The 22,843-nt window shown below is 65.8% G+C and carries 23 protein-coding genes and 1 tRNA gene; 7 read left to right on the top strand and 17 right to left on the bottom strand.

Features of this window, described 5'->3' with window-relative positions:
- The first annotated feature begins 16 nt into the window (after positions 1-16).
- Together AWB66_RS04550 and AWB66_RS04545 are read left to right on the top strand one after the other, a co-directional pair.
- Positions 17-604 (top strand): DUF1439 domain-containing protein, encoded by a 588-nt coding sequence (locus AWB66_RS04550; RefSeq protein WP_087629074.1) that lies wholly within the window; start codon positions 17-19, stop codon positions 602-604.
- Between the two features lie 59 nt (positions 605-663).
- The gene (locus AWB66_RS04545) at positions 664-1,497 is read left to right on the top strand and encodes an undecaprenyl-diphosphate phosphatase (RefSeq protein WP_087629073.1); all 834 of its coding nucleotides are present in this window, start codon (positions 664-666) and stop codon (positions 1,495-1,497) included.
- A 75-nt stretch (positions 1,498-1,572) separates the two neighbouring features.
- Here AWB66_RS04545 and trmB read toward each other — a convergent pair whose 3' ends face one another.
- The 5 genes from trmB to AWB66_RS04520 all read right to left on the bottom strand — a co-directional run bounded on the left by trmB (position 1,573) and on the right by AWB66_RS04520 (position 4,687).
- Positions 1,573-2,316: a tRNA (guanosine(46)-N7)-methyltransferase TrmB gene (gene trmB, locus AWB66_RS04540; RefSeq protein ID WP_087629072.1), complete on the bottom strand. Its 744-nt coding sequence runs from the start codon at positions 2,314-2,316 to the stop codon at positions 1,573-1,575.
- 105 nt (positions 2,317-2,421) lie between these two features.
- Positions 2,422-2,496: transfer RNA gene (locus tag AWB66_RS04535), tRNA-Gly, on the bottom strand.
- Positions 2,497-2,556: 60 nt separating this feature from the next.
- The gene (locus tag AWB66_RS04530) at positions 2,557-3,117 is read right to left on the bottom strand and encodes a YggT family protein (protein ID WP_087629071.1); all 561 of its coding nucleotides are present in this window, start codon (positions 3,115-3,117) and stop codon (positions 2,557-2,559) included.
- Positions 3,118-3,220: 103 nt separating this feature from the next.
- Complete coding sequence (locus tag AWB66_RS04525) at positions 3,221-3,541, bottom strand: EthD family reductase (protein ID WP_087629070.1); 321 nt, start codon at positions 3,539-3,541, stop codon at positions 3,221-3,223.
- A gap of 201 nt (positions 3,542-3,742) precedes the next feature.
- Positions 3,743-4,687, bottom strand: coding sequence for a Rossmann-like and DUF2520 domain-containing protein (locus AWB66_RS04520; protein WP_087629069.1), 945 nt, complete (start codon positions 4,685-4,687; stop codon positions 3,743-3,745).
- A gap of 247 nt (positions 4,688-4,934) precedes the next feature.
- On the opposite strand from AWB66_RS04520, the gene AWB66_RS33965 reads away from it, so the two are divergent.
- The 3 genes from AWB66_RS33965 to AWB66_RS04510 all read left to right on the top strand — a co-directional run bounded on the left by AWB66_RS33965 (position 4,935) and on the right by AWB66_RS04510 (position 6,933).
- On the top strand, positions 4,935-5,096 hold the full coding sequence (locus AWB66_RS33965) for a hypothetical protein (RefSeq protein WP_165829948.1): 162 nt from the start codon (positions 4,935-4,937) through the stop codon (positions 5,094-5,096).
- A gap of 374 nt (positions 5,097-5,470) precedes the next feature.
- A complete protein-coding gene (locus tag AWB66_RS04515; protein ID WP_087629068.1) occupies positions 5,471-5,785 on the top strand; it encodes a hypothetical protein in 315 nt (104 codons plus the stop codon).
- A gap of 182 nt (positions 5,786-5,967) precedes the next feature.
- Entirely contained in the window at positions 5,968-6,933 is a 966-nt protein-coding gene (locus tag AWB66_RS04510; RefSeq protein ID WP_087629067.1) for a threo-3-hydroxy-L-aspartate ammonia-lyase, read from the top strand.
- Between the two features lie 13 nt (positions 6,934-6,946).
- Here AWB66_RS04510 and AWB66_RS04505 read toward each other — a convergent pair whose 3' ends face one another.
- From AWB66_RS04505 to AWB66_RS04495, 3 genes are read right to left on the bottom strand one after another with little or no spacing between them, the layout of a single operon-like run.
- Positions 6,947-7,615, bottom strand: coding sequence for a LysE family translocator (locus AWB66_RS04505; protein WP_087629066.1), 669 nt, complete (start codon positions 7,613-7,615; stop codon positions 6,947-6,949).
- A 20-nt stretch (positions 7,616-7,635) separates the two neighbouring features.
- Positions 7,636-8,640 carry an asparaginase gene (locus AWB66_RS04500; protein WP_087629065.1) on the bottom strand — a complete coding sequence of 335 codons (1,005 nt, stop codon included), beginning with the start codon at positions 8,638-8,640 and terminating at the stop codon, positions 7,636-7,638.
- Positions 8,637-10,238 (bottom strand): UbiD family decarboxylase, encoded by a 1,602-nt coding sequence (locus AWB66_RS04495; RefSeq protein WP_087629064.1) that lies wholly within the window; start codon positions 10,236-10,238, stop codon positions 8,637-8,639. Before AWB66_RS04495 ends, AWB66_RS04500 begins: the two co-directional genes overlap by 4 nt.
- Before the next feature lie 553 nt (positions 10,239-10,791).
- On the opposite strand from AWB66_RS04495, the gene AWB66_RS04490 reads away from it, so the two are divergent.
- A complete protein-coding gene (locus AWB66_RS04490; RefSeq protein WP_087629063.1) occupies positions 10,792-12,000 on the top strand; it encodes a lytic transglycosylase domain-containing protein in 1,209 nt (402 codons plus the stop codon).
- Between the two features lie 76 nt (positions 12,001-12,076).
- Here the strand turns inward: AWB66_RS04490 and AWB66_RS04485 are convergent, their stop codons facing one another.
- From AWB66_RS04485 to AWB66_RS04450, 8 genes are all read right to left on the bottom strand, one after another.
- Positions 12,077-13,270, bottom strand: a complete 1,194-nt coding sequence (locus AWB66_RS04485; RefSeq protein WP_087629062.1) for a pyridoxal phosphate-dependent aminotransferase — start codon at positions 13,268-13,270, stop codon at positions 12,077-12,079.
- Positions 13,271-13,330: 60 nt separating this feature from the next.
- Positions 13,331-13,765, bottom strand: a complete 435-nt coding sequence (gene nusB / locus AWB66_RS04480) for a transcription antitermination factor NusB (RefSeq protein WP_087629061.1) — start codon at positions 13,763-13,765, stop codon at positions 13,331-13,333.
- A complete protein-coding gene (gene ribH / locus AWB66_RS04475; RefSeq protein ID WP_087629060.1) occupies positions 13,762-14,265 on the bottom strand; it encodes a 6,7-dimethyl-8-ribityllumazine synthase in 504 nt (167 codons plus the stop codon). Before ribH ends, nusB begins: the two co-directional genes overlap by 4 nt.
- Positions 14,266-14,312: 47 nt before the next feature.
- A complete protein-coding gene (gene ribBA, locus AWB66_RS04470) occupies positions 14,313-15,470 on the bottom strand; it encodes a bifunctional 3,4-dihydroxy-2-butanone-4-phosphate synthase/GTP cyclohydrolase II (RefSeq protein WP_087629059.1) in 1,158 nt (385 codons plus the stop codon).
- A 149-nt stretch (positions 15,471-15,619) separates the two neighbouring features.
- A complete protein-coding gene (locus tag AWB66_RS04465; protein ID WP_087629058.1) occupies positions 15,620-16,249 on the bottom strand; it encodes a riboflavin synthase in 630 nt (209 codons plus the stop codon).
- 23 nt (positions 16,250-16,272) lie between these two features.
- On the bottom strand, positions 16,273-17,385 hold the full coding sequence (gene ribD / locus AWB66_RS04460) for a bifunctional diaminohydroxyphosphoribosylaminopyrimidine deaminase/5-amino-6-(5-phosphoribosylamino)uracil reductase RibD (protein ID WP_087629057.1): 1,113 nt from the start codon (positions 17,383-17,385) through the stop codon (positions 16,273-16,275).
- 19 nt (positions 17,386-17,404) lie between these two features.
- Complete coding sequence (gene hemL, locus AWB66_RS04455) at positions 17,405-18,688, bottom strand: glutamate-1-semialdehyde 2,1-aminomutase (RefSeq protein ID WP_087629056.1); 1,284 nt, start codon at positions 18,686-18,688, stop codon at positions 17,405-17,407.
- A 110-nt stretch (positions 18,689-18,798) separates the two neighbouring features.
- A complete protein-coding gene (locus AWB66_RS04450; RefSeq protein WP_087629055.1) occupies positions 18,799-19,314 on the bottom strand; it encodes a hypothetical protein in 516 nt (171 codons plus the stop codon).
- Positions 19,315-19,487: 173 nt separating this feature from the next.
- Here AWB66_RS04450 and AWB66_RS04445 point away from each other — a divergent pair, with 173 nt between their 5' ends.
- Complete coding sequence (locus tag AWB66_RS04445; RefSeq protein WP_087629054.1) at positions 19,488-20,702, top strand: Bcr/CflA family multidrug efflux MFS transporter; 1,215 nt, start codon at positions 19,488-19,490, stop codon at positions 20,700-20,702.
- Positions 20,703-20,711: 9 nt separating this feature from the next.
- Here the strand turns inward: AWB66_RS04445 and AWB66_RS04440 are convergent, their stop codons facing one another.
- Complete coding sequence (locus tag AWB66_RS04440; RefSeq protein ID WP_087629053.1) at positions 20,712-22,826, bottom strand: prolyl oligopeptidase family serine peptidase; 2,115 nt, start codon at positions 22,824-22,826, stop codon at positions 20,712-20,714.
- Positions 22,827-22,843: the final 17 nt, after the last annotated feature.

The following is a 22,843-nucleotide window of genomic DNA, read 5'->3' as shown; positions in this document are numbered from 1 at the left end:
TTCTGGAGGATTTCGCATGACTCAAACCGTCGCGCCGACGCGGCGCCGGTTGCTGTTCGCGGCGCTCGCGAGCGCCGTCACGCTTGGCTGGGCGCCGCTCGTCCACGCGGCGTCGATTTTTCCGTTCATCCCCGATCACTACACGTTCACGCAGCAGCAGGTGCAGGAAGCGGTTGCCCGCAAGTTCCCGCTGCAACGCACGGCCTCGCAGATTTTCGATGTCGTACTGAGCAATCCGCTCGTCGGCCTCGCGCCGGATCGCAATCGCGTGACCGTGCGGCTCGACGCGCGTCTTTCGACGCCGTTCATGCCGAATCCCGTGAACGGCGTGTTCACGCTGTCGAGCCAGCTCGCCTACGACGCCGCGAGCCATTCAGTGATCCTGATGTCTCCGACCGTCGACGACGCGCAGGTCACGGGCCAGGCCGCGCAGTACAGGCAGCAGATCAACGCGGCGGGCGCGCTCATCGCGACGCAACTGCTCGACCGCTACCCGATCTACACGTTCAAACCCGAGCAACTGCAGTTCGCCGGCGTGAATTATGAACCCGGTACAATCACGGTCCTTACAAACGGTATACGTGTGCAGATTCTCGAGAAGTAAGCTGAAACCTGCGCCCGCATTCCGTGATTAGCGACCAATAAAAGCGGAAGGGCAGACGGATGGACTGGATTCTGATGTGCAAGGCGCTGATTCTGGGCGTCGTGGAGGGCTTGACCGAATTTCTGCCGGTATCAAGCACAGGGCATCTGATCGTCGCCGGCAGCTTGCTGAACTACACCAATGCACAGTCGAAAGTATTCGACGTCGTGATCCAGTTCGGCGCAATCCTTGCCATTTGCTGGGAATATCGCCGCAAGATCGGCACCATAATCAGCGGATTGCCGACGCGGCCCGACGCGCGGCGTCTCGCCGTGAACGTCGTCATCGCCACAATCCCGGCCATCGTGCTCGGCCTGCTCTTCGAGAAAGCGATCAAGTCGGTGCTGTTTTCGCCGGTGCCGGTGTCGGTGGCGTTGATCGTCGGCGGGATCGTGATCTTGTGGGCCGAGGCGCGCCAGCGTGATCGGGGCGTCGCGCCGACTGTGACCTCGGTCGACGATCTTTCCTACGCCGACGCTCTCAAGGTCGGTCTCGCGCAATGTTTCGCGCTGATCCCGGGCACGTCGCGCTCAGGGGCGACAATTATCGGCGGCATGCTGTTCGGCCTCGAACGGCGCGTGGCGACCGAATTTTCCTTCTTTCTTGCGATCCCGATCATCTTCGGCGCGACGCTCTACGAGCTGGCGAAATATTGGCGCACGTTGTCGGTGAACGATCTGGGGTTGTTCGCTGTGGGGCTCGTTGCGGCGTTCGCCAGTGCGTTCGTCTGCGTGCGCTGGTTGCTGCGCTATGTCGCGACGCACGATTTCACCGCGTTTGCGTGGTATCGGATCGGGTTTGGGCTGTTGATTCTGATCGTGGGGTATAGCGGGGGGTTGAGTTGGGCGGAGTGAGTTTTCTGGTTTTGTTGCCCAGAACAAAAAAAACGCCACGGCATGCCGTGGCGTTTTCGCCTCTGCCCGCCCCGATCACCGCCGTTTGAACACCAGATCCCACACACCGTGCCCGAGCTTGATGCCACGCCGCTCGAATTTCGTCACGGGACGATAGTCGGGACGAGGCGCATACCCATCCGCGGTATTCTCAAGCGCCGTTTCTGCCGCCAACACTTCCAGCATCTGCTCGGCATAGTTCTGCCAATCAGTCGCGAGATGGATATACCCGCCCGGCTTCAGGCGCGAGACGAGGTGCGCGACGAACTTCGGCTGGATCAGGCGGCGCTTGTGATGGCGCGCCTTGTGCCACGGATCGGGGAAATAGATGTGCACGCCGTCGAGGCTCTCCGGCGCGATCATGTGTTCGAGCACTTCCACGGCGTCGTGCTGGACGATGCGGATATTCGTGAGTCCTTCCTCGCCGATCAGCTTCAGAAGCGCGCCGACGCCCGGCTCGTGCACTTCGACGCCGAGAAAGTCGTCGCCGGCACGCGTGGCCGCGATTTCCGCCGTCGTCGCGCCCATGCCGAAGCCGATCTCCAGCACGCGCGGCGCACGCCGGCCGAAGACGGCGTCCCAGTCGAGCGTGTCGGCCGCGTAGGGGATGACGAAACGCGGTCCGAACTCGTCGAGCGCGCGGCGCTGGCCCGTCGAGACGCGGCCGGCGCGCGTCACGAAACTGCGGATGCGGCGGTGGCGCAGCGGATTGGTGTCGTCGGCGGGAGATGCGTCTTGAGCGCCTTCATCGGCGGCTTCATCGCGGGGATCGTGCGTCATCGTAGGGTAATGGGCTTGATAAAGGCGCTGGCAGGGGAACGCGCAGCGCCGAAAACCAAAAAGCCGCCTTCGATAAGTCGAAGAGGCGGCTTTTTGTTCGATGTCTGGAGCGGGCGATGGGAATCGAACCCACGTCTGTAGCTTGGGAAGCTACGGTAATGGCCATTATACGACGCCCGCGTGAGCCCGATATTGTAAGCGCAAGGCGTCGAAACACGCAATTGGCGCGGCCAGCCAGGCTCAGATGCCGAACAGCGTCATCGAAACGGCTACCCGCGTGACCACCATCAGCAGCACCTGAACGATCACGAACAGCAAAATCGGCGAAAGGTCGATGCCGCCCAGACGCGGCAGGATGCGCCGCAGCGGATCGAGGAACGGCGCGGTGATCTGGTAGAGCAGCGGCATCGCGGGCGACTGCGGATTGAGCCACGAGAGGAGCGCCATCAGGATCGTCATCCAGATGATCAGGTTCAGCGCCCACTTGACGACGGTCAGCACGGCGACGAGCAGCAGCATCGGCGCCATCAGCATCGGGTCGACGCCCGCGAGCACGACCATCAACACCACATACACGAGCGACGCGATGAACGCCGCAAGAATGCTCGCCCAGTCGATCTTGCCGCCCGGCAGGATCTTGCGCAGCGGCAGCACGATCCAGTTGGTCGCCTGCATCACGGCATTGGACACCGGGTTGTAGGGCGGCATGCGGACGACCTGCATCCAGGCGCGCAGCAGCAGCGCCGCGCCGAACAGCGTGAAAACGGTATTGAGCAGAAAACGGGCGATATCGCCGAACATCTCGGGTCCTTTTTTATGCGTGCGCAGTGTGAGGCTGCGTCGGGTTCACGGGTTACGGATTGACAGCGGAACTGAACGAACGAGAAAAGCCGCCGATGTCGCTTCAACGGCTCACGCGGATTTCGCTGATCGAAAGCGTGGGGCCGGGGCCGTCGGAATAGTTCGCCAGATCGGCCTGAAGTTCGCGGGCGACGGGCGCAAGCGCCGTGCGAAACGCCTCGACCGAGTCGAACAGCACATGCCCGACGACCGCGTGCGGCGGCGCCGATCCGGGCGCCGCGCCGGAAATACCGACATCGACCGACCAGCCCTTCACCGCATCGCCGAGACGCGCGGCCGCGAGCGGCATGTGCTGGTTGCAGTAATAGTCCACGTCGAAACGGCCGTTCTCGCGATACGGATACAGGAAACTGACCTTGATCATTGTCGATTCTCTTGGCTGTTTGTCATGGCAGCGCCGATCCGGCTCGCCGGCGGCCTGCCTGACATCGTCCGCCCGGGTGCCGCTTTTTTCATGCACGGCGGCCCGGCTCCCCGCCCACCGTCCATGCACGGTGGGGCGCCGGTCGTCACCTTATCATGGCTTCAGCGCCGCTTGCGCGTGTTGTCTAACGGATTGAAAGCGTCACTGCGCGACGCCCTGATGGGGCCGCACGTTCGCCGCCGTCCGCGACGCATCGAGGATCCTTTCGACCGACCGTTCCATCGCCGCGAGCGCATTCGGCGATGGCGGAACCGGACGCCGCCGCGCCAGTTCGATCGCGCGTCGCGTCATCAGCGCGTAGAGCGTCGCGTGGTCGCCGCCTAGGCCGTCGAGGAGCGCCAGCTGTTTCTCGACGATACCCGCGTCGCCGCGCGACACCGGTCCCGCGAGCGCGCCGGCCAGGCCTTTCTCGCGCGCGGTCTCGATCGTGCCGGCGAGCATCGGCAGGACGGCGCGCAGCGCGTCGTCTTCGGAAAACCCTAATTGTTGCCAAAGTGAGACGGTCTCGGAAAGCGCGGCGAGCGCAAAGCTGGCAGCATAGTGAGCAGCGGCGTGGTACAGCATGCGGCCGCCGGGCGGGATCGAAAGCGGATGGCAACCGAGCGCACGGGCAAGCCCGTTAAGGGCTTCAAGGAGTTCAGACGGCGCTTCGATCGTCACCGAGCAGCCCTGGATGCGCGTCAGGTCGCCGTCGACGCCGCCGAACAGATACAACGGATGAAAGCCGCCGATGTCGCCGCCCCGGGCGCGAACCGGCGCAAGAACATCGACTGGCGTGGCGCCGCTGCAATGCACGACGGCGCGCGCGCCGTCCCCGGATGGTTCGATGCGCAGTGCGTTCGCCGCCGCACCGATTTCGTCATCGGGAACTGTCAAAAAGACGATATCGGCGCGCGCCGCGACCGCTTGTGGATCTTCGGCGACGAGGCAACCGGGCAACTGGTCCGCGAGCGCGCGGGCGGAGCCCAGCGAACGGCTCGCGATGGCCGTAACGGGATAGCCCGCGCGCGACCAGGCACGCGAGACGCAGCGTGCGAGCCGCCCGGCGCCGACGAATCCGAGTCGTGGCGTCGCTGAATATGGCATGTTTCGTGCTCCTTGTCTGAGGAATGAGAATGAAGCATGAGGCATAAGACAGAACGAGGCGCCCCCGGGCGCCGTGATGAAGGGTATCGCGCCGAAAGTACCGCGCGAATGCCCTGCGCAACGAGCGCTCGCCACGTGGCTTGCAGCGCTCGGCCGGCAGCACGATTAGAACGAAAGACCGGTTTTTCTGTGCGATGAGTTGCTGGTTCCCCTTTGTGGTTGTCATTCGCTACGTTCGGAGGTCGCCATGAGCATTTTTGCTTACCGGAAGCATCTGCGGTTTCTCAGTCAGGCCCAACGCCGCCGCTGGTGGGATCAGAAGAAGCGCCTCACGCCGCGGGTCGTGATCGGCGCCGCGTATGTGCCACCCAACGTGACGCGTGAATTCGCGTATGTGAAGGTGGGCTGAAAAGCTCGGCCAACGGAAAATCGAGCGTCGATACGACACGCAGCGCAGCTGCATCTGGCCGGGCATCCCGGCCGAAAAGCCCCGCCGGACGTTGCGTCCCGCGGGGCTTTTTAACTCATTTGTAAATAAAAATTACCGTGCCTTTCGATGTCCGTGCGCGCGACCTCGCGGTTGACCGTCAGTCGATCGTCATCTGCGTGTGCCTGCGCGGTCGTGGCGCCATGCGTCGATTCTTACGCCCGCCGGGCGCTGTAAGACGAATTGCAATTTGCTACAAATGGAAGCAACGCCTTTCACGATTTTTCGCTAAATTCGATTCATACCGTCGCGAAGTCTCGGACATGTGTACCGAAGAGCGGCGAGGAGAAGAGAAAGTGAGAAAAATCGTTCCATTCATCGTAGCTGCTTCGCTCGGCGCCGGGTTCGTCGGCGCGGCGCAAGCGCATGTGTCGGTTGGCATCGGCATCGGGGTGCCGGCTTATCCGGCTTATCCGGTTTATGCCGCTCCGGGGCCCGTCTATCTGGCGCCCCCGCCGCCGCCGGTCGTCTATCAGCCGCCTGTGGTTTATGCGCCGCCGCCCGTCGTGGTCGGCGGGTATTACGGGCAGCCTTACTGGAACCGCGGCTATTACGGTCACGGTTACTACGGCCGCGGTTATTACGGTCATGGCCGCGGACACTGGCACTAAGCGCTAGTCTCATCCCTGTGACGACGAACGGCGCAACGCCGGCATCACGCCGGGTTGCGCCGTTTCGCATTTAACATGCGACGAGGCCGCAGCTCGAACAGGCTTAAGGGACGGCAGCGTCTCTCCGTGGCACATTGGAAACTGGGAGAATGACAGTTCCTCAACTCACGCCACTGCCTCCGATGTCCACTCTTTCCGCCCCGACTTACGCCGATGTCGTCGATGCCGCCGGGCGCATCGCCGGCGCGGCCCATCGCACGCCTGTCCTGACTTCGCGCACCGCCGACGAGCGCGCGGGCGCGTCGCTCTTCTTCAAGTGCGAAAACTTCCAGCGCATGGGCGCGTTCAAGTTTCGCGGCGCTTATAACGCCATCTCGCATTTCGACGAGCGCCAGCGCGCGGGCGGCGTGCTGACCTATTCATCGGGCAATCATGCACAGGCAATCGCGTTGTCGGCGAAGCTCGCCGGCATCCGCGCGACCATCGTCATGCCGGAAGACGCGCCCGCCGCCAAGATGGCCGCGACGCGCGGCTACGGCGGCGAAGTGATCACCTACGACCGCTACACGCAGAATCGCGAGGAAATCGGCCGCACGCTCGCCGAGGAGCGCGGCATGACGCTGATTCCGCCTTATGACCATCCGCACGTGATCGCGGGGCAGGGCACGTCGGCGAAGGAACTGATCGAGGAGACAGGCCCGCTCGACTACCTGTTCGTGTGTCTCGGCGGCGGCGGGCTGATCGGCGGCTGCGCGCTCGCGGCGGCGGCGCTGAGCCCGTCGTGCAAGGTGATCGGCGTCGAACCCGAGGCGGGCAACGACGCGCAGCAGTCGCTCGCGCGCGGCGAAATCGTGCATATCGACGTGCCGCGCACGATCGCCGATGGCGCCGCGTCCACGCATGTCGGCGAGTACAACTTCGAGATCATCCGGCGGCACGTCGACCAGATCGTGACCGTCAGCGACACTCAGCTGATCGACACGATGCGCTTCTTTGCCGAGCGCATGAAGATGGTTGTCGAGCCGACCGGGTGCCTCGCGGCCGCGGCCGTCCTGAACAAGGTGATTCCGGTGGAAGGTAAGCGCGTCGGCGTGCTGGTGAGCGGCGGCAACGTCGATCTCGCGCGTTTCGCGCAGTTCGTCGGCTGATCGTGCGCGCGGCTCAGGAAGCCGCGTGGACGATCAGGTCGCGATAACCGTTGACGATCACGCTATACGAGAAATACGCGAACAGCAGCGCCGAGAATACGTGGCACGCACGCAGGAGCGTCGTGCCGGCGCGCTTGCGGCCGTGGCTCGCGAGCACGCAGATGAAGACGGTCCAGCCGAGGCCGCCGACGAAGAAGCCCGTGAGAAAAACCGATGCGCTCACCGGACTCGTCGCGCCGGCCTTCGCGATCAACGCGCCGCCCACGGCCGCGAACCACAAGATCGCGCTCGGCGACGACACCGCGAGCAACGCGCCGCGCAGGAAACTCTTCAGATGACTCTGGCGCGGCGTGACGGGATCGGCCTTGCCTTCGACGGGCGGCGCCGATGCCGGATAAAGCGCCTCGCGCGCCATCTTCCAGGTGAGAAAGAGCAGCACGATCGCGCCGCCGATCCACACGACCCAGCGCACCGCGCTGAATTGCAGCAGCGCCGACATGCCCGCGAGCGCGAGCGCCGCATAGAACAGGTCGCCCGCGCAGGTGCCGAGTCCGAGCACGAAGCCCGGCTTGAATCCGTGCGACAGCACGAGCGAAATGATGGCGACGTTCGCGATCCCGATATCGAGACACAGCGACAGCGACAGAAAAAACCCGTCCGACAACAACGACCACGAATGCATCCTGCGTACTTCCCTTCTTGTCAGTGTTGTTCGAGCCGCAGCGATACGTCGAGCCGGCTGGTCACGATGCCCATCGTGTTGCGCATCGGCGGATGACGGAAGGCGTCGAGGCGGCGACGCTCGTCTTCGGCGCCGACGCCGAGTTGCGCGAGCACCTCGGCGACGATCGCGTAAAGCGCCGTCATGTTGCCGTCTTCCACCTTCACCGCGATGCCGAGCGCGCCTTGCGGCCGCCGCACGCCGATCGCATAGCTCGCGTCCGCGCCGAGCTTGCCGACGAGCGCGCCGCCGAACGCCTGCATCAGCAGCGTGCAGAAGCGCCCTTCGCCCGCGACGAGTTCGGGATAGGCCGTCATCGCGCGATAGATGCGCGCGAGCGGCGCGCCGTCCGTGGTGTCCGGCTTCGCATCGGCGAGCTTCATGTAGAGACGCGCGAGACGATCGAGCGGGAAGGCGGGCGTCGGCAGATTGCAGCCGTCGATGGCCCATTGCACTTGGTCGTCGGCGAGATCGAGCACGCGCGCGACCGTGTGCTTCACGCGCACCTGCAACGGATGCTCGGCCAGGTGATAGTCGGCGATGGGCGCGTCGATTGCCCGCGCGCCCGCGAGCATGCCCGCGTGCTTGCCCGAGCAGTTGCTGCACACGGGCGTTGGCGTGAAGTCGCGGCGGATCCAGTTGCGGTAGACCGCGTCCGAGATCGGCGGATGGCCGCCGCAGCGCAGGTCCGCTTCGCTCGCGTGCGCCTTGCCGAGCATCGCGCGCGCTCGTTCGATATGCCGCTCCTCGCTGCTGTGCGACGCGCACATCAGCGCGAGGTCGGCGTCGTCGAAGGCGAAGCGTTCGAGCGCACCGGTTTCCAGCACCGCGAGCGCCTGCGCCGGTTTCGCCGCCGAGCGCGCGAGCGTCATCCGATGCGGATCGCCGAACGAATACAGCAGTCGGCCTTCGGCATCGACGACCGCGACCTGCGCGTCGTGCGTGTTTTCGATCGCGTCGCCGCGATACACGGTGGCTGCTTTCATGGGCGCTTCCCGAGTCCGATTTCATCCCACAAGGTATCGACGCGCCGTTTCACCGCTTCGTCCATCTGAATCGGCCGGCCCCATTCGCGGTTCGTCTCGCCGGGCCATTTGTTGGTCGCGTCGAGCCCCATCTTCGAGCCGAGCCCCGCCACCGGCGAAGCGAAATCGAGATAGTCGATCGGCGTATTGTCGACGAGCACGGTATCGCGCGTCGGATCGATGCGCGTCGTGATTGCCCAGATGACTTCCTTCCAGTCGCGGATGTTCACGTCGTCGTCCACCACGACGATGAACTTCGTGTACATGAACTGGCGCAGGAAGCTCCAGACACCGAACATCACGCGCTTCGCGTGTCCCGGATAGCTCTTTTTGATCTGCACGATCGCCATCCGGTAGCTGCATCCTTCCGGCGGCAGATAGAAGTCGGTGATCTCGGCGAACTGCTTCTGCAACAGCGGCACGAACACTTCGTTCAGCGCGACACCGAGCACGGCGGGTTCGTCGGGCGGCTTGCCGGTGTAGGTGGAGTGGTAGATCGCGTCGCGGCGCATCGTGATCTTCTCGACGGTGAAGACGGGAAACCACTCCTGCTCGTTGTAATAGCCGGTGTGATCGCCATACGGGCCTTCGAGCGCGTGTTCGTATTTCGCCGACGCACCCTTCGACGGCCGCGGCGGCGCGCCTGCCGGTGCCGCGTCGGGTGCGCTTTCTTGCGGATAAATGAAGCCTTCGAGCACGATTTCCGCACGCGCGGGCACCTGAAGCGTGTCGACGCCCGGCGTCAGGCACTTCGCGAGTTCGGTTCGCGCGCCGCGCAGCAAACCGGCGAACTGATATTCCGACAGCGTGTCCGGCACCGGCGTCACCGCGCCGAGGATCGTGGCCGGATCGGCGCCGAGCACGACGGCCACCGGGTACGGCTTGCCCGGATTGGCGAGCGCGAATTCGCGAAAGTCGAGCGCGCCGCCGCGATGCGCGAGCCAGCGCATGATGAGCTTGTTGCGCCCGATCAGTTGTTGCCGGTAGATGCCGAGGTTCTGGCGCGTTTTGTTCGGCCCGCGCGTGACGGTGAGCCCCCACGTGACGAGCGGACCGGCATCGCCTGGCCAGCAGGTCTGGATGGGCAGCCTCGCCAGATCGACCTCGTCGCCTTCCCACACGATTTCCTGGCAAGGCGGCGAACTCACGGTTTTCGGCGCCATGTCCCACACGGCCTTCGCGAGCGACAGCAGCTTGCCGGCGTCCTTGAGTCCCTTCGGCGGCTCGGGTTCTTTCAGCGCCGAGAGCAGCCGCCCGACATCGCGCAACGATTCGAGCGCGGCGGTGTCGGAGAGCAGGCTCGGATCGCCGCCCGTTGCCGCGTCCGTTTCGATGCCCATGCCGAGCGCGACGCGCCGCGGCGTGCCGAACAGATTAGCGAGCACGGGAACCGTGTGACCGGTCGGCGATTCGAAGAGCAGGGCGGGGCCGCCCGAGCGCAAGACGCGGTCGGACAGTTCGGTCATTTCCAGCACGGGGGAAACAGGCTGCCTGATACGGCGCAGTTCGCCGAGGCCTTCGAGGCGGGCGGTGAAGTCGCGCAGGTCTTTATATTTCATCGAGGATCGGGGAGGAGTGCGCTGCGCGCGAATCGATTGTCGATTTTACCTGCGATGCTGTAAGTGCGTTTGCGGACATTCAGTAATTTCCTACGGAAATGCTCGCAAAAACGGTTGTCTGACCTACTAAACGCCGTTCATTATAACTGTAAGTAATTGAAACAGCCGTCTATAGCATTGACGGATCATGTAACCCTGCCTAGAATCGCTCAACATCACAAGTTGCCTTTGCAACTTTTTACCTTTCCTCAGAACTTTTTTGAGGTGCAAGGAATCGGCGACACCCAAAAGGCGTGTTGCGATTCGTAGCTGATTGTTCTTGCCGGCGCTCTTCTTCGCCGGTTTTTCGCGTGGAAGCCTTCTGCGCCCCGGCATGCGGTTCGTGCCGTTCGCACCCGGAAACGAAATGTTCCGGACCGGCTTCCCAGACGGCGCATGCCGTTTTCCCGATGCCGCTCCTGCTTGCCAAGAGGCGAGCGGTGTCTGATTTGCGCTTTTGAATGCCGTTCTATTGGTATTAATCAGCGGAAATCAATGCAACATGGGAGCACCAATGAACGCTTGGTTGTCGTGGCGTCCCGACACACGCATCGCGCAGAGACTGCGCGTCGCCGTGCGTCGCGGGACCCGCATGAGTCACTATCTATTCAGTCTGGTCGGTTGCGCGGCCGTGTTGACCGCGCTCGCCCTCTGGCTCCTTCCCTCGTGGCGCGGAACCTTCGCGGCACGGATCATGCCGATGGTGTCCGCCGCCGTGCAGGCCGGCCCGGCGCGTTTGCTCGCGGGCCAGCCGCTGCCGCCGTTCGCGGGCGGACGACGTCCCGAACTGGAAGCCGCCCAAGCCGCCCGAGTGGCGCAAGCCGCACAGGCTCAGGCGCTGCCGTCGTCGCTTGCCATGGCTTCGCCGTCAATGGCCGCCGCGCCTTCGCTCGGCGCCGCAGTAACGGACGACGACAGCACCCGCCAGCTCACGGGCGGCATCAGCCTCGCCGTGTCGCCGAACGGGCTCGATCCGCGCACCTTGCCGAGCGTCGCGATGCTCGCGAACGCGATCCCGGCGCAGCGCGTCGTCGCCGATGCGCGCGATGATCGCGTGCTGATCTCGACGCGCGAGCAAAAGCTCGTCGCAACCTTCATCGCGCGGCGGTATCGCGTGGCGCAGGAGCCGGTCAGCGAGCTCGTGCGCGCGGCGTTCGATACCGGTCGCGAAGTCGGTCTCGATCCGCTCCTGCTGCTGTCGGTGATGGCGATCGAATCCGGCTTCAATCCGTATGCGGAAAGCGGCGTCGGCGCGCAGGGCCTGATGCAGGTGATGTCGAAGGTCCACTCCGACAAGTTCGAATATTTCGGCGGCTCGAACGCGGCGCTCGACCCGCTCGCGAACATCAAGGTCGGCGCGCTGGTGTTGAAGGACTGCATCGCGCGCGGCGGCTCGGTGGCGGGCGGCTTGCGCTACTACGTCGGCTCGACAACGCAGGACGACGGCGGCTACGGCGCCAAGGTGCTGGCCGAGCGTACGCGTCTGCGCGATGTCGCGCGCGGCCGCAGTGTGCCGATCAACGCGCCGCAGGCGCCGGCGCAGAAGCAGGTGCTGGCTTCAGCGTCGACTTCGCCTTCGACCGACGCGAACAAGCGCGTGCACGCGACGCTCGACGGCGCGAAGCCGATCACGGCGCCGAAGTCGGACGCGTCGTCGCACGATCAGGACGACGCCGACAGCGATGCGCCGAAGCATGTGGCATCGGCGGAGTTCGGCGCTTGAGTTGAAGAGAACGTTGGCTGGAATGCAAAAAGGCACCGCGAGGTGCCTTTTCTCTTTTCCGGAGACGATAAACGCTTCAGTGCCTGAACAGCTTCGCCAGTCGCTCGACCGCTTCTTCGAGCTTCGAATACGCCGTCGCATAGGAAAGCCGCAGATACTGGTTCGGCGCGTGAAAGCCGAAGTCCGCGCCCGGTACGAGCACGACGCCCGCGTCGTGCAGCATCGAGCGGGTGAGGGCGTCACTGTCGCCGGCGGCCGGGTGCGCGACGCCGCGCGTGTCGGCGTAGACGTAGAACGCGCCGTCCGGCACGACCGGCACGCCGAAGCCGAGCGAACCCAGCGCGGGCACGATGAAGTCGCGGCGGCGCTTGAATTCCAGGCGCCGCGCTTCGTAGATCGCGAGCGTTTCCGGTTCGAAGCACGCGAGCGCAGCATATTGCGCGAGCGCCGACGGGCAGATGAAGAGATTCTGCGAGAGCTTTTCCATGGCGCCGATCATCGTGGTCGGCACGACGAGCCAGCCGAGCCGCCAGCCGGTCATGCTGAAGTATTTCGAAAAGCTGTTGACGGTGACGACGTCGTCGCCGAACGAAAGCGCGGACACCGGCTTCGCGTCGTAGCTCAAGCCCTGATAGATCTCGTCGACGATCGTAAAGCCGCCCTTCGCGCGCACCGACTCGACGATGCGCCGCAGTTCCGCAGGCTCGATCGACGTGCCGGTCGGGTTCGACGGCGACGCGAGCAGCACACCGCGCGTGCGCTCGCCCCAGTGTGCATCGACGTGTTCGGCGGTCAGCTGGAAGCGCTCGGCCGGACCGCTCGGGATGAGGACGGGCTTGCCATCGGCGGCCGCGACGAAATGGCGGTTGCACGGATAGCACGGGTCGGGCATCAGCACTTCGTCGCCGTGATCGACGAGCGCCATGCACGCGAGCAAAAGCGCCGCCGACGCGCCCGCCGTCACCACGATCCGCGCCGGGTCGATGTCGAGCCCGAACGCATCGCGATAATGCCGCGCGATCGCCTCACGCAGCGGCGCGATGCCGAGCGCGTTCGTATACTGCGTGACGCCGCGCGCGAGCGCATCGGAAGCGGCGCGGATCACCGGTTCGGGTGCCGTGAAATCCGGCTCGCCGATGCCCATGTGGATGATGTCGCGCCCGAGGCTTTCCAGCACCTGCGCTTCCTTCATCAGTTCCATCACGTAGAACGGCTCGATCGCGTCGACGCGCGCGGCCAGCCGAACGAGCGGTTCGGAAAGGGTATTCATCTTCGGAGATCCAGTCGGGACGGGCGGCGCGCGGTTGTCTTCATGCGCCGCCCTTTGCGTTCAGCCGCGGCCGCGGCCCTGCGCTTCGGCCGGGCGCAGTTGCACGGCGAGCTTGTCGAGTACGCCGTTCACGTACTTGTAGCCGTCGGAGCCGCCGAACGTCTTCGTCAGTTCGACCGCCTCGTTGATGACCACGCGATACGGAATGTCGACGTGATGCTTGAATTCGAACGCGGCGACGAGCAGCACCGCGCGCTCCACCGGCGAAAGCTGCTCGACCGGCCGGTCGAGGCACGGCTGCAATTGCGCCGACAACGCGTCGGCTTCCTTGATCACGCCGTGCAGGATCGCGTCGAGGTGATCGTGATCGGCCTTGTCGAAGCCTTGCGCGTTGCGCAACTGCGCGTCGATCTCGCCGGCGGGCGCACCCGACAGCAGCCACTGGTAAAGCCCTTGCGTCGCGAGTTCACGCGAGCGGCGTCGAGCGCTCTTCATGCGCGGTCCTCGTCTTCTTCGTCTTCGTCGTCGCCGCCGAGCTGTTCCAGCGCGATCGACAGGTTCGCCATTTCCACCGCGACGCGTGCCGCGTCACGGCCTTTTTCCGTCATGCGCGCGACGGCCTGCTCGTCGTTCTCGGTCGTGAGGACGGCGTTCGCGACCGGCGTGCCGAAATCGAGCGCGATGCGCGAAATGCCCGCGCCGCTTTCGTTCGACACGAGTTCGAAGTGATACGTCTCGCCGCGCACGACGGCGCCGAGCGCGATCAGCGCGTCGAACTGGCCGGATTCCGCGAGCTTTTGCAGCGCGAGCGGAATTTCGAGCGCGCCCGGCACGGTGACGAGCAGCACGTCCTGACCGATCACGCCGAGACGCTCCAGCTCTTCGATGCACGCGTCGGCGAGGCCGTTGCACACCGGTTCGTTGAAGCGCGACTGCACGATGCCGATGCGCAGGCCGTCACCGTCGAGGTTCGGCTGATATTGTCCGATTTCCATTGATTGATTCCGTTCTTTGAGTGTGTGGTGGTTGTGCCGCGGACGTCTCAGGCCGAGCGCAGGTGAGTAACACCGGCATCGGACGGCGTGGCGGGGCAGCCCGGCATCGGAATGAAGCCGGTCACTTCGAGCCCGTAGCCGGACATGCTGCCGAGCTTGCGCGGATTCGACAGCACCTGCATCTTCCCGACGCCCAGTTCGCGCAGGATTTGCGCGCCGATGCCGTAGGTCTTGAAATCGACCGGGCGGCGCTTTAACTGATCCGCTTTGTCCTTGCGGTCGAACGCCTGGAACACGTCGATCAGATGCTCCTTCGAGTCGTGACAGTTCAGGAGCACGATCGCGCCCAGATCGCGCGTGGCGATTTCCTTCATCGCGGCGTCGAGCGTCCAGGAGTGCGTGGACGAATCGATTTCCAGCAAGTCGAGCACCGAGAGCGGTTCGTGCACGCGCACCGGCGTTTCACGGTCCGGCGTCGGCATGCCGCGCACGAGCGCGATATGCGGCGAACCGCTCGGCTGGTCGCGATACAGCACCGCACGGAAGGCACCGTGAGCCGTCTGCATCGTGCGCTCGGCAACGCGCTCGACGATCGATTCGGTGCGGCTGCGATAGTGGATCAGATCGGCGATCGTGCCGATCTTCAGACCGTGCTGCGCGGCGAACTCGATCAGGTCGGGCAGACGCGCCATTTCGCCGTCGTCCTTGATGATTTCGCAGATCACCGCGGCCGGCGTGAGGCCGGCGAGCGCGGTGAAGTCGCAGCCCGCTTCCGTGTGCCCGGCGCGCATGAGCACGCCGCCCGGCTGCGCCTGGATCGGAAACACGTGGCCCGGCTGGACGATGTGCTCGGCGCGCGCGTCGTGCGCGACGGCGGCGGCGATCGTGCGGGCGCGGTCGCTGGCGGAAATGCCGGTGGTCACGCCTTCGGCGGCCTCGATGCTGACCGTGAACGCCGTGCCGTACTGCGTGCCGTTGCGATGGGTCATCGGCGGCAGGTTCAGCAGGCGGCAGCGTTCCTGCGTGAGCGTGAGGCAGATCAGGCCGCGGCCGTAGCGCGCCATGAAATTGATCGCCTCGGGCGTGACGAATTCGGCGGCGATGACGAGGTCGCCCTCGTTCTCGCGGTCTTCTTCGTCGACGAGGATCACCATACGGCCGGCTTTCAGTTCAGCGATGATCTCGAGGGTAGAGGCGAGCGACATGGTGACGTCCGATGCGGGAAAGGCCGTATTTTACGCCACCGCCGATGGACGGGCGGCAATGGATTTGCAAGGCGTGTGCTGCGGGCGTATGTCTTCTGGACGAATGGCGCGTCGAACGATGCCGGCCGAAACTGAAAGCCTTGCAAGGCTCAAGCGGGGCCGGCCGTCCCCGACACGCTCAGGATGCGCTCCACATACCGCGCGATCAGATCGATCTCCAGGTTCACCTTCGATCCCGCCGCGAGCGCGTTGAGCGTCGTCACTTCGACGGTGTGCGGGATCAGGTTGATCGAGAACTCGCAGCCGTCCGGGCGATCCGTCACCGAGTTGACCGTCAGGCTCACCCCGTTCACGGTGACCGAACCCTTGTAAGCCAGGTACTTGCCGATGTCGCGCGAAGCGAGCACGCGCAGTTCGTGCGATTCGCCGACGCGCTCGAAACGCGTGACTTCGCCGAGCCCGTCGACGTGGCCCGATACCAGATGTCCGCCCAGCCGGTCGTGCGCGCGCAGCGCCTTCTCCAGATTGACGTCGCCGGGGGCGCCGAGACCCGCCGTCTTGTTCAGGCTTTCGCGCGAGACGTCGACGTCGAACGAATCCGCCGACTTCTCGATCACCGTCATGCACGCGCCCTGGATCGCGATGCTGTCGCCGAGCTCGACGTCCGCGAGATCGAGCCCGCCCGCGGCGACCGTCAGCCGCACGCCGGCTTCGGGTTCCGTGCCGAGCGGCGTGATCTTTTCGATGCGGCCGACCGCCGCGACAATTCCGGTGAACATCGAGCTTCCTCGCGTATGTCGATTCAGAGTGAGGCGTGCGCTTCGACGAAGCGCGCCAGGATGCGCAGATCGTCGCCGAGACGATCGATGCGATGAAATTTCAGATGCGGCCGCGCGTCGAGCGTGGAGGGCGGCGCGAAATCGAACATGCCGGGCGCGTTGCCGAGCAGGCTCGGCGCGAGATAGACGAGCAGTTCGTCGACGCAGCCTTCGCGCAGCAGCGAGCCGTTGAGCTTGTGCCCCGCCTCGACATGCAGTTCGTTGATGCCGCGATCGGCGAGCACGGTCAGCATGGCGGGCAAATCGACCTTGCCATGCTCGTTCGTCAGTTCGACGAGATCGGCGCCACGCTCGCGCAGCAAGGCCGCGCGCGACGGCTCGGTGTCGTGGCCGTGAAACACCCAGAGCGGCGCGCCTTCCAGAATCTTCGCGGTGAGCGGCACGTCGAGCCGGCTGTCGATCAGAACGCGCTGCGGCTGGCGCGGCGTATCGACGGCGCGCACGGTCAGTTGCGGATCGTCTTCGCGCACCGTGCCGATGCCGGTCAGGATCGCACAGGCGCGCGCACGCCACGCGTGGCCGTCGGCGCGCGCGTCTTCGCCCGTGATCCACTGGCTCTCGCCCGAGGGCAGGCCGGTGCGCCCGTCGAGCGTCGCCGCGACTTTCATGCGAACCCACGGCCGGCGGCGCGTCATGCGTGAGACGAACCCGATGTTCATCTCATACGCTTCGTTCGACAACAGCCCGCAGCGCACGTCGATGCCCGCGTCGCGCAGCATCGTGAGGCCGCGTCCGGAGACGGAAGGATTCGGGTCCTCCATCGCGGCGATCACTTTCTCGACGTGCGCGTCGACGAGCGCCTGCGCGCATGGCGGCGTGCGGCCGAAGTGGCTGCACGGCTCCAGCGTGACGTAAGCGGTCGCGCCGCGCGGGTCGTTGCCGCGCGCGCGGGCGTCCTTCAGCGCGCGGACTTCGGCGTGATCCTGGCCGGCCGGCTGCGTGAAGCCCGTGCCGATCACCTCGCCGTTCTTGACCAGCACGCAGCCGACGCGCGGGTTCGGCGTCGTCGTGTACATGCCGCGCGCGGCGAGCGCCAGCGCGCGTTCCATGTAAGTGAAATCGGTTTGGGAGAACATCGTCCGGGCGGCCTTCGCGTCAGGCCGCGAGCGCGGCGAACACGCGGCGCGCGGCGTCGAGCGTCGCGTCGATCACGGCGTCGTCGTGGGCGCTGGAGACGAAGCCCGCTTCATAGGCCGACGGCGCGAAATACACGCCTTCGTCGAGCATCGCGTGGAAGAACGCGTTGAAGCGCTTCGTGTCGCCTTGCGTGACTTCGGCGAAGCTCGCCGGCACCGTTTCCGCGAAGTAGAGGCCGAACATGCCGCCGAGCGCATCGGCTGCGAACGGCACTTTCGCTTCGCGCGCGGCGGCGGTGAGGCCGTCGGTCAGGCGCTGCGTTTGCTTTGCCAGCTGCGCGTGGAAGCCCGGTTTCTGGATCAACTGCAGCGTCTTGAGGCCGGCGGCGACCGCGATCGGATTGCCGGACAGCGTGCCCGCCTGATAGACGCCGCCCGTCGGCGCGAGATGCGCCATGATGTCGCGACGTCCGCCGAACGCGGCCGCCGGCATGCCGCCGCCGATCACCTTGCCGAGGCACGTCAGATCCGGCTTGATGCCGTACAACTCCTGCGCGCCGCCGAGGGCCACGCGAAAACCGCACATCACTTCGTCGAAGATCAGGACCGCGCCGTATTCGTTGCAGCGCGCCGAGAGCGCCTGCAGGAATTCGGGCGTCGCGCGCACGAGGTTCATGTTGCCCGCGACCGGCTCGACGATCACCGACGCGATTTCATTGCCGAACGCGGCGAACGCCTCGTTGAGTTGCTCGACGTTGTTGTATTCGAGGACGGTCGTGTGCTTCGCGATGTCGGCCGGCACGCCCGCCGAGGTCGGATTGCCGAACGTGAGGAGCCCCGAGCCCGCCTTGACGAGCAGGCTGTCCGCGTGGCCGTGATAGCAGCCTTCGAACTTGACGATGCGGCTTCGGCCCGTGAAGCCGCGCGCGAGACGCAGCGCGCTCATCGTGGCCTCGGTGCCGCTCGACACCATGCGCACCTGTTCGATCGACGGCACCAGCTTGCAGATTTCCTCGGCGATCTCGATTTCGGCTTCGGTCGGCGCGCCGAACGAGAAACCGTTGCCGAGCACGCGCTGGACGGCGTCCAGCACTTCCGGATGGACGTGGCCGAGGATCATCGGGCCCCACGAGCCGATGTAGTCGATATAGCGCTGGCCGTCGGCGTCCCAGAAATACGGGCCCTGTGCGCGCTCGATGAAACGCGGCGTTCCGCCGACCGAGCGGAACGCCCGCACCGGCGAATTGACGCCGCCGGGGATGGTCTGCTGGGCGCGATCGAAGAGAGCTTGATTCTTGGACATGGATGAAGGCCTGCGCTGAAAGTGAATGCTGAAGCCTGTGAGCCGGGCACGACGCGAGCTGTCGCGAATGCGGTCGGCGAAGGGCCGGATGGCGGGCTCGACGGCGGAAATCAGGATGAAATTGTACCGGAGTCGTCCGGATCGGGCGGGGACGACCGCGCCGTCGCGACCGAAGACGGCGGCCGCGAGCGTCGGCCCGTGCGCTCCGTCCAGCGCTTTTCGAGCGCGCCTTCGGCCATCGGCTTGATGACCGTGCCCGAACTCTGTGCGTCCCACGTCTGCACGGAGAACGGATGGGCGCGCAACTCGTCGCGCGTGACAACCACGCGCTCGTGCGCATCGACGAGAAAGTCGTACACGAAGTCGATACACAGCCGGTAGCCGCGCTTCGTCGACGCGTCGGGCACTTCGTAAGGCGCGCGCGTCACGTAGCCCGACGCGAACACGCCCTTCGGCTCCGCGGCGACGCGATGCACGAACACGCGGTCGCCCGGCAAGAGGCTGCGCGACGTTCCGCAGCCCCACGCGTCGGTCACGGCTTCGCCCAGCGCGACGCGCCGCGCGAGCGCGGGCAACTCGGGCCAGGGCCATTTCTTGGGGCTCCAGATCAGCAGAAAGGCGGTCATGCGCGCGCGTCGTCGTGAAAGGGGAACGCAAAAGCTTACCGGATGACGGGGACGGAAAGCGCACAAGGCCTCGCGTACAATGGGCTTTCGCCGGCCGGCCCGCGTTGCGTCGCGTCCTCTGTCTGGACCGGCGGCGCCGGCTCGCTGTTCCGCCACATTCCCCGTCGATTTCCATGTCCCACACCACGCGGCGCCGTCCCGACGCGCGTCTGATCCTGTTGCTCGGCGCGCTCGCCGCGTGCGGCCCGTTGTCGATCGACATGTATCTGCCGAGCCTGCCCTCGCTCGCGGCCGCCTTCGGAACCAGCGCGGCCGCCGCGCAAAGCACGCTGACGAGCTTCATGGCCGGCTTCTCGGTCGGCATGCTGCTGTACGGGCCGCTCTCCGACGCATACGGCCGCCGGCCGGTCCTGCTCGGCGGCATCGCGCTCTACACGGTCGCGAGCATCGCGTGCGTGGCGGCGTTCTCCATCGATGCCCTGATTTTCGTGCGCTTCCTGCAGGCGCTCGGCGCGGGCGCGGCGTCGGTGCTCGCGCGCGCCATCGCCCGCGATGCGCACGAGCCCACCGACGCCGCGCGCGTCCTCTCGATGCTCTCCATCGTCACGTCGATCGGGCCGCTGCTCGCGCCGCTGATCGGCGGGCAGTTGCTGCTGCTCGGCGGCTGGCGTGTCGTCTTCGTCGCGCTGACGCTCTTCGGCGCCGTGTGCGCCGTGACCGCGTTCCTGCGCGTGCCGGAAACCTGGCCGCGCGAGAAGCGGGCGAGTTCGGCGGTCGGGCGCTCGTTCGCCGCCTACGGGCATCTGCTCGCCGATCCGGTCACCTGGGGCCACATGCTGTGCGGCGGCATGGCGTTCGCGTCGATGTTCGCGTACATCACCGCGACGCCGTTTGTCTATATCGACTACTTCCATGTCAAGCCGCAGCACTACGGGCTGCTGTTCGGACTGAACATCGTCGGGATCATCGCGGGCAACGTGCTCAATACGCGGCTCGTCGGCCGGCTCGGGTCGCTGAAGATGATTTCCGCCGCGGCGTTCGTCAGCGTGGTCGCGGCGCTCGCGGTCGCGCTCGTGTGCCTGACGGGGTGGGGCGGCCTATGGTCGATTGTCGTGTGTCTCTTCTTCGTGGTCGGCGTGGTGGGGCTTTTGTCCGCGAACTGCACGACCGATCTCATGCACCGCTACCCGCACAACGCGGGCGCGGCGGCGGCGCTCTTCGGCGCCGTGCAGCTCGCGCTCGGTGCGCTCGCGAGTCTCGCGGTCGGGCTCTTTCACGACGGCACGCCGAACGGCATGGGCATCGTGATCGGCGTCTCGGGTCTCCTCACTTTCGCCGGACGCACGCTCGTCCTGCGCTGGCATGGAAAGCCGGCGCGGACGATCTGACACGCGCCGTCAGGCCGACGCCGCTCCGATCGTCGACTTCAGGAAAGTGAACGCGGTCGCCTCGACGCGCGCGACGGCTTCCGGCTCGACGCCCGCGCCGTGACCGCCGTCGCGGTTCTCCAGATACCACACGCGCTCATGGCCCTGCGCCTGCATCCGCGCCGTCATCTTGCGGGCGTGGCCGGGATGCACGCGGTCGTCCGTCGTCGATGATGTGAAGAGCGCCGGCGGATAGTGCGCCTCGGCCTTCACATTCTGATACGGCGAATAGGTCAACAGGAAGCGCCGGTCAGCGTCGTCGTCGGGATCGCCGTATTCGTCGATCCACGATGCGCCCTGCAACAGCAGATGAAAACGCGACATGTCGAGGAGCGGCACTTCCGAGAGCACCGCGCCGAACAGTTCGGGCCGCTGGATCATGCATACGCCCGTGAGCAGCCCGCCGTTGCTTCCGCCGCGGATCGCGAGTTGCGCGGCGCTCGTCACGCCCGAGTCGATCAGCGCCTCGGCCACCGCGATGAAATCGTCGAAGGAGACCTGGCGCTTCTCGCGCTGCGCCGCCTGATGCCAGAGCGGCCCGAACTCGCCGCCGCCTCGGATGTTGGCGATCGCGAGCACGCCGCCTTCTTCGAGCCACGCCATGCCGGTGGTGGCGTCGTAGTGCGGATCGAGCGCGACTTCAAAGCCGCCATAGCCGTAGAGCAGGCACGGCGCCGCTTCGCCCGTGAGATTCCTGTCGCGGCCGATCAGCCAGTAGGGAATCTCGACGCCGTCGCGCGCGATCGCGTGACGGCGCACGGCGGTGAGCCCGCTTGCGTCGAATTGGGCGGGAAGCCGCGCGAGCAACGTCCACGGTTCGTCGCGGGCGAGATCGGCGTAGAAGAGCGACGGCGGCGTGAGAAAGTGCTCGACGTGGATGAGCACGGTGTCGTCGCGTTCGGAATCGATCGAATCGACATACGACTGGCTCGCGGCCGGCAACGCGAAATCGCGCTTTTGCCACGACGCGGCGTGATCCGCGGGCGGCTGCCACAGCGTGACGCGCGGCGCGCCGTCGTCCATCTGCGAGGCGATCAGCCAGTGCTTCGTGAAGTCGATATCGGCGAGCACGCTGCGTCCCGACGGCTCGAACAGCGTCGTGAAATCTCGTGCGCCCGCGAGAAACGCGTCGCGCCGGATCACGAGCAGCGAGCCGCTCGCGAAACGCGCGCGGCCCACGCGCCAGTCCTCGCGCGGCGTGACGAAGAACCAGCCGTTCCAATGCTCGATTTCCGCGTCGAGCGGCACGTCGTACTGGCGCCATTCGTTCGCCGTTTCGTCGAGCCAGAAATGCATCGTTTCGTAGAACGTCACCGCGCGCGACGCGAGATGCAGCTTTTCGAGCGCATCGTAGTCCGCGCCCGCCGACACATCGCGGCGCTTGCCTTCGAACACGACGGGCGCCTCGGCGAGCGGCGTGCCGCGCGACCAGCGGCGCGCCTCGCGCGGAAAACCGGAGGTGGTGAGCGCGGGCTTCTTGCTGTGCGCGCTGTCGTCCCAGCCGACGTACACGCTGTCGCGGTCGATCCACGAGATACCGTGCTTGCCGACGTCGGCCAACTCGAAGCCGCCTTCGACGAAGCTGCGCGATTCGACATCGAACTCGCGCACGATGCACGCGTCCGAGCCGCCCGGCGACAGGCTGACGAGCGCGCGATCCCAGGTGGGATAGAGCATGTCGAAGTCGTGGAGGGCCCAGCGGGTGTCGTCGTCGGTGCGGGTGTTGAGGTCGAGCGCATCGACGTCGAGCACCGTCTGCCAGTCCGGCTTACCGGCGAGCCACGCGCTCCACGGCGTGCGGCGCACGATGCCGAGCGGATGCTCGTCGTCCTGCCAGGTGTTGTAGCCCCAGTCGCCGTAGCGCGAGCAGGCGACGATGCGGTCCTTCGACGTGTACGCCTTCGCGAGCCGTTCGGTCAGCGCGTCGGCGGCGGGGGTGCTGCCGAACGCTTTGGTCGTGCGCGCGTTCTGCGCGCCGACCCAGGCGTCGACTGGCGGGCTGTCGAGCGCTTCGAGCGCGAGGAAGGGATCGGCGTCGTTGGACGGCGTGAAGACCAGCTCGGGATGCGAGGACAGAAAACTCATTTCGACGGAGAACCTTG

This window comes from Caballeronia telluris, from assembly GCF_001544495.1.
Taxonomy (GTDB): domain Bacteria; phylum Pseudomonadota; class Gammaproteobacteria; order Burkholderiales; family Burkholderiaceae; genus Caballeronia; species Caballeronia telluris.
Note: the sequence above shows the minus strand (reverse complement) of the source record. Positions and strands in the feature narration are given on the sequence as shown.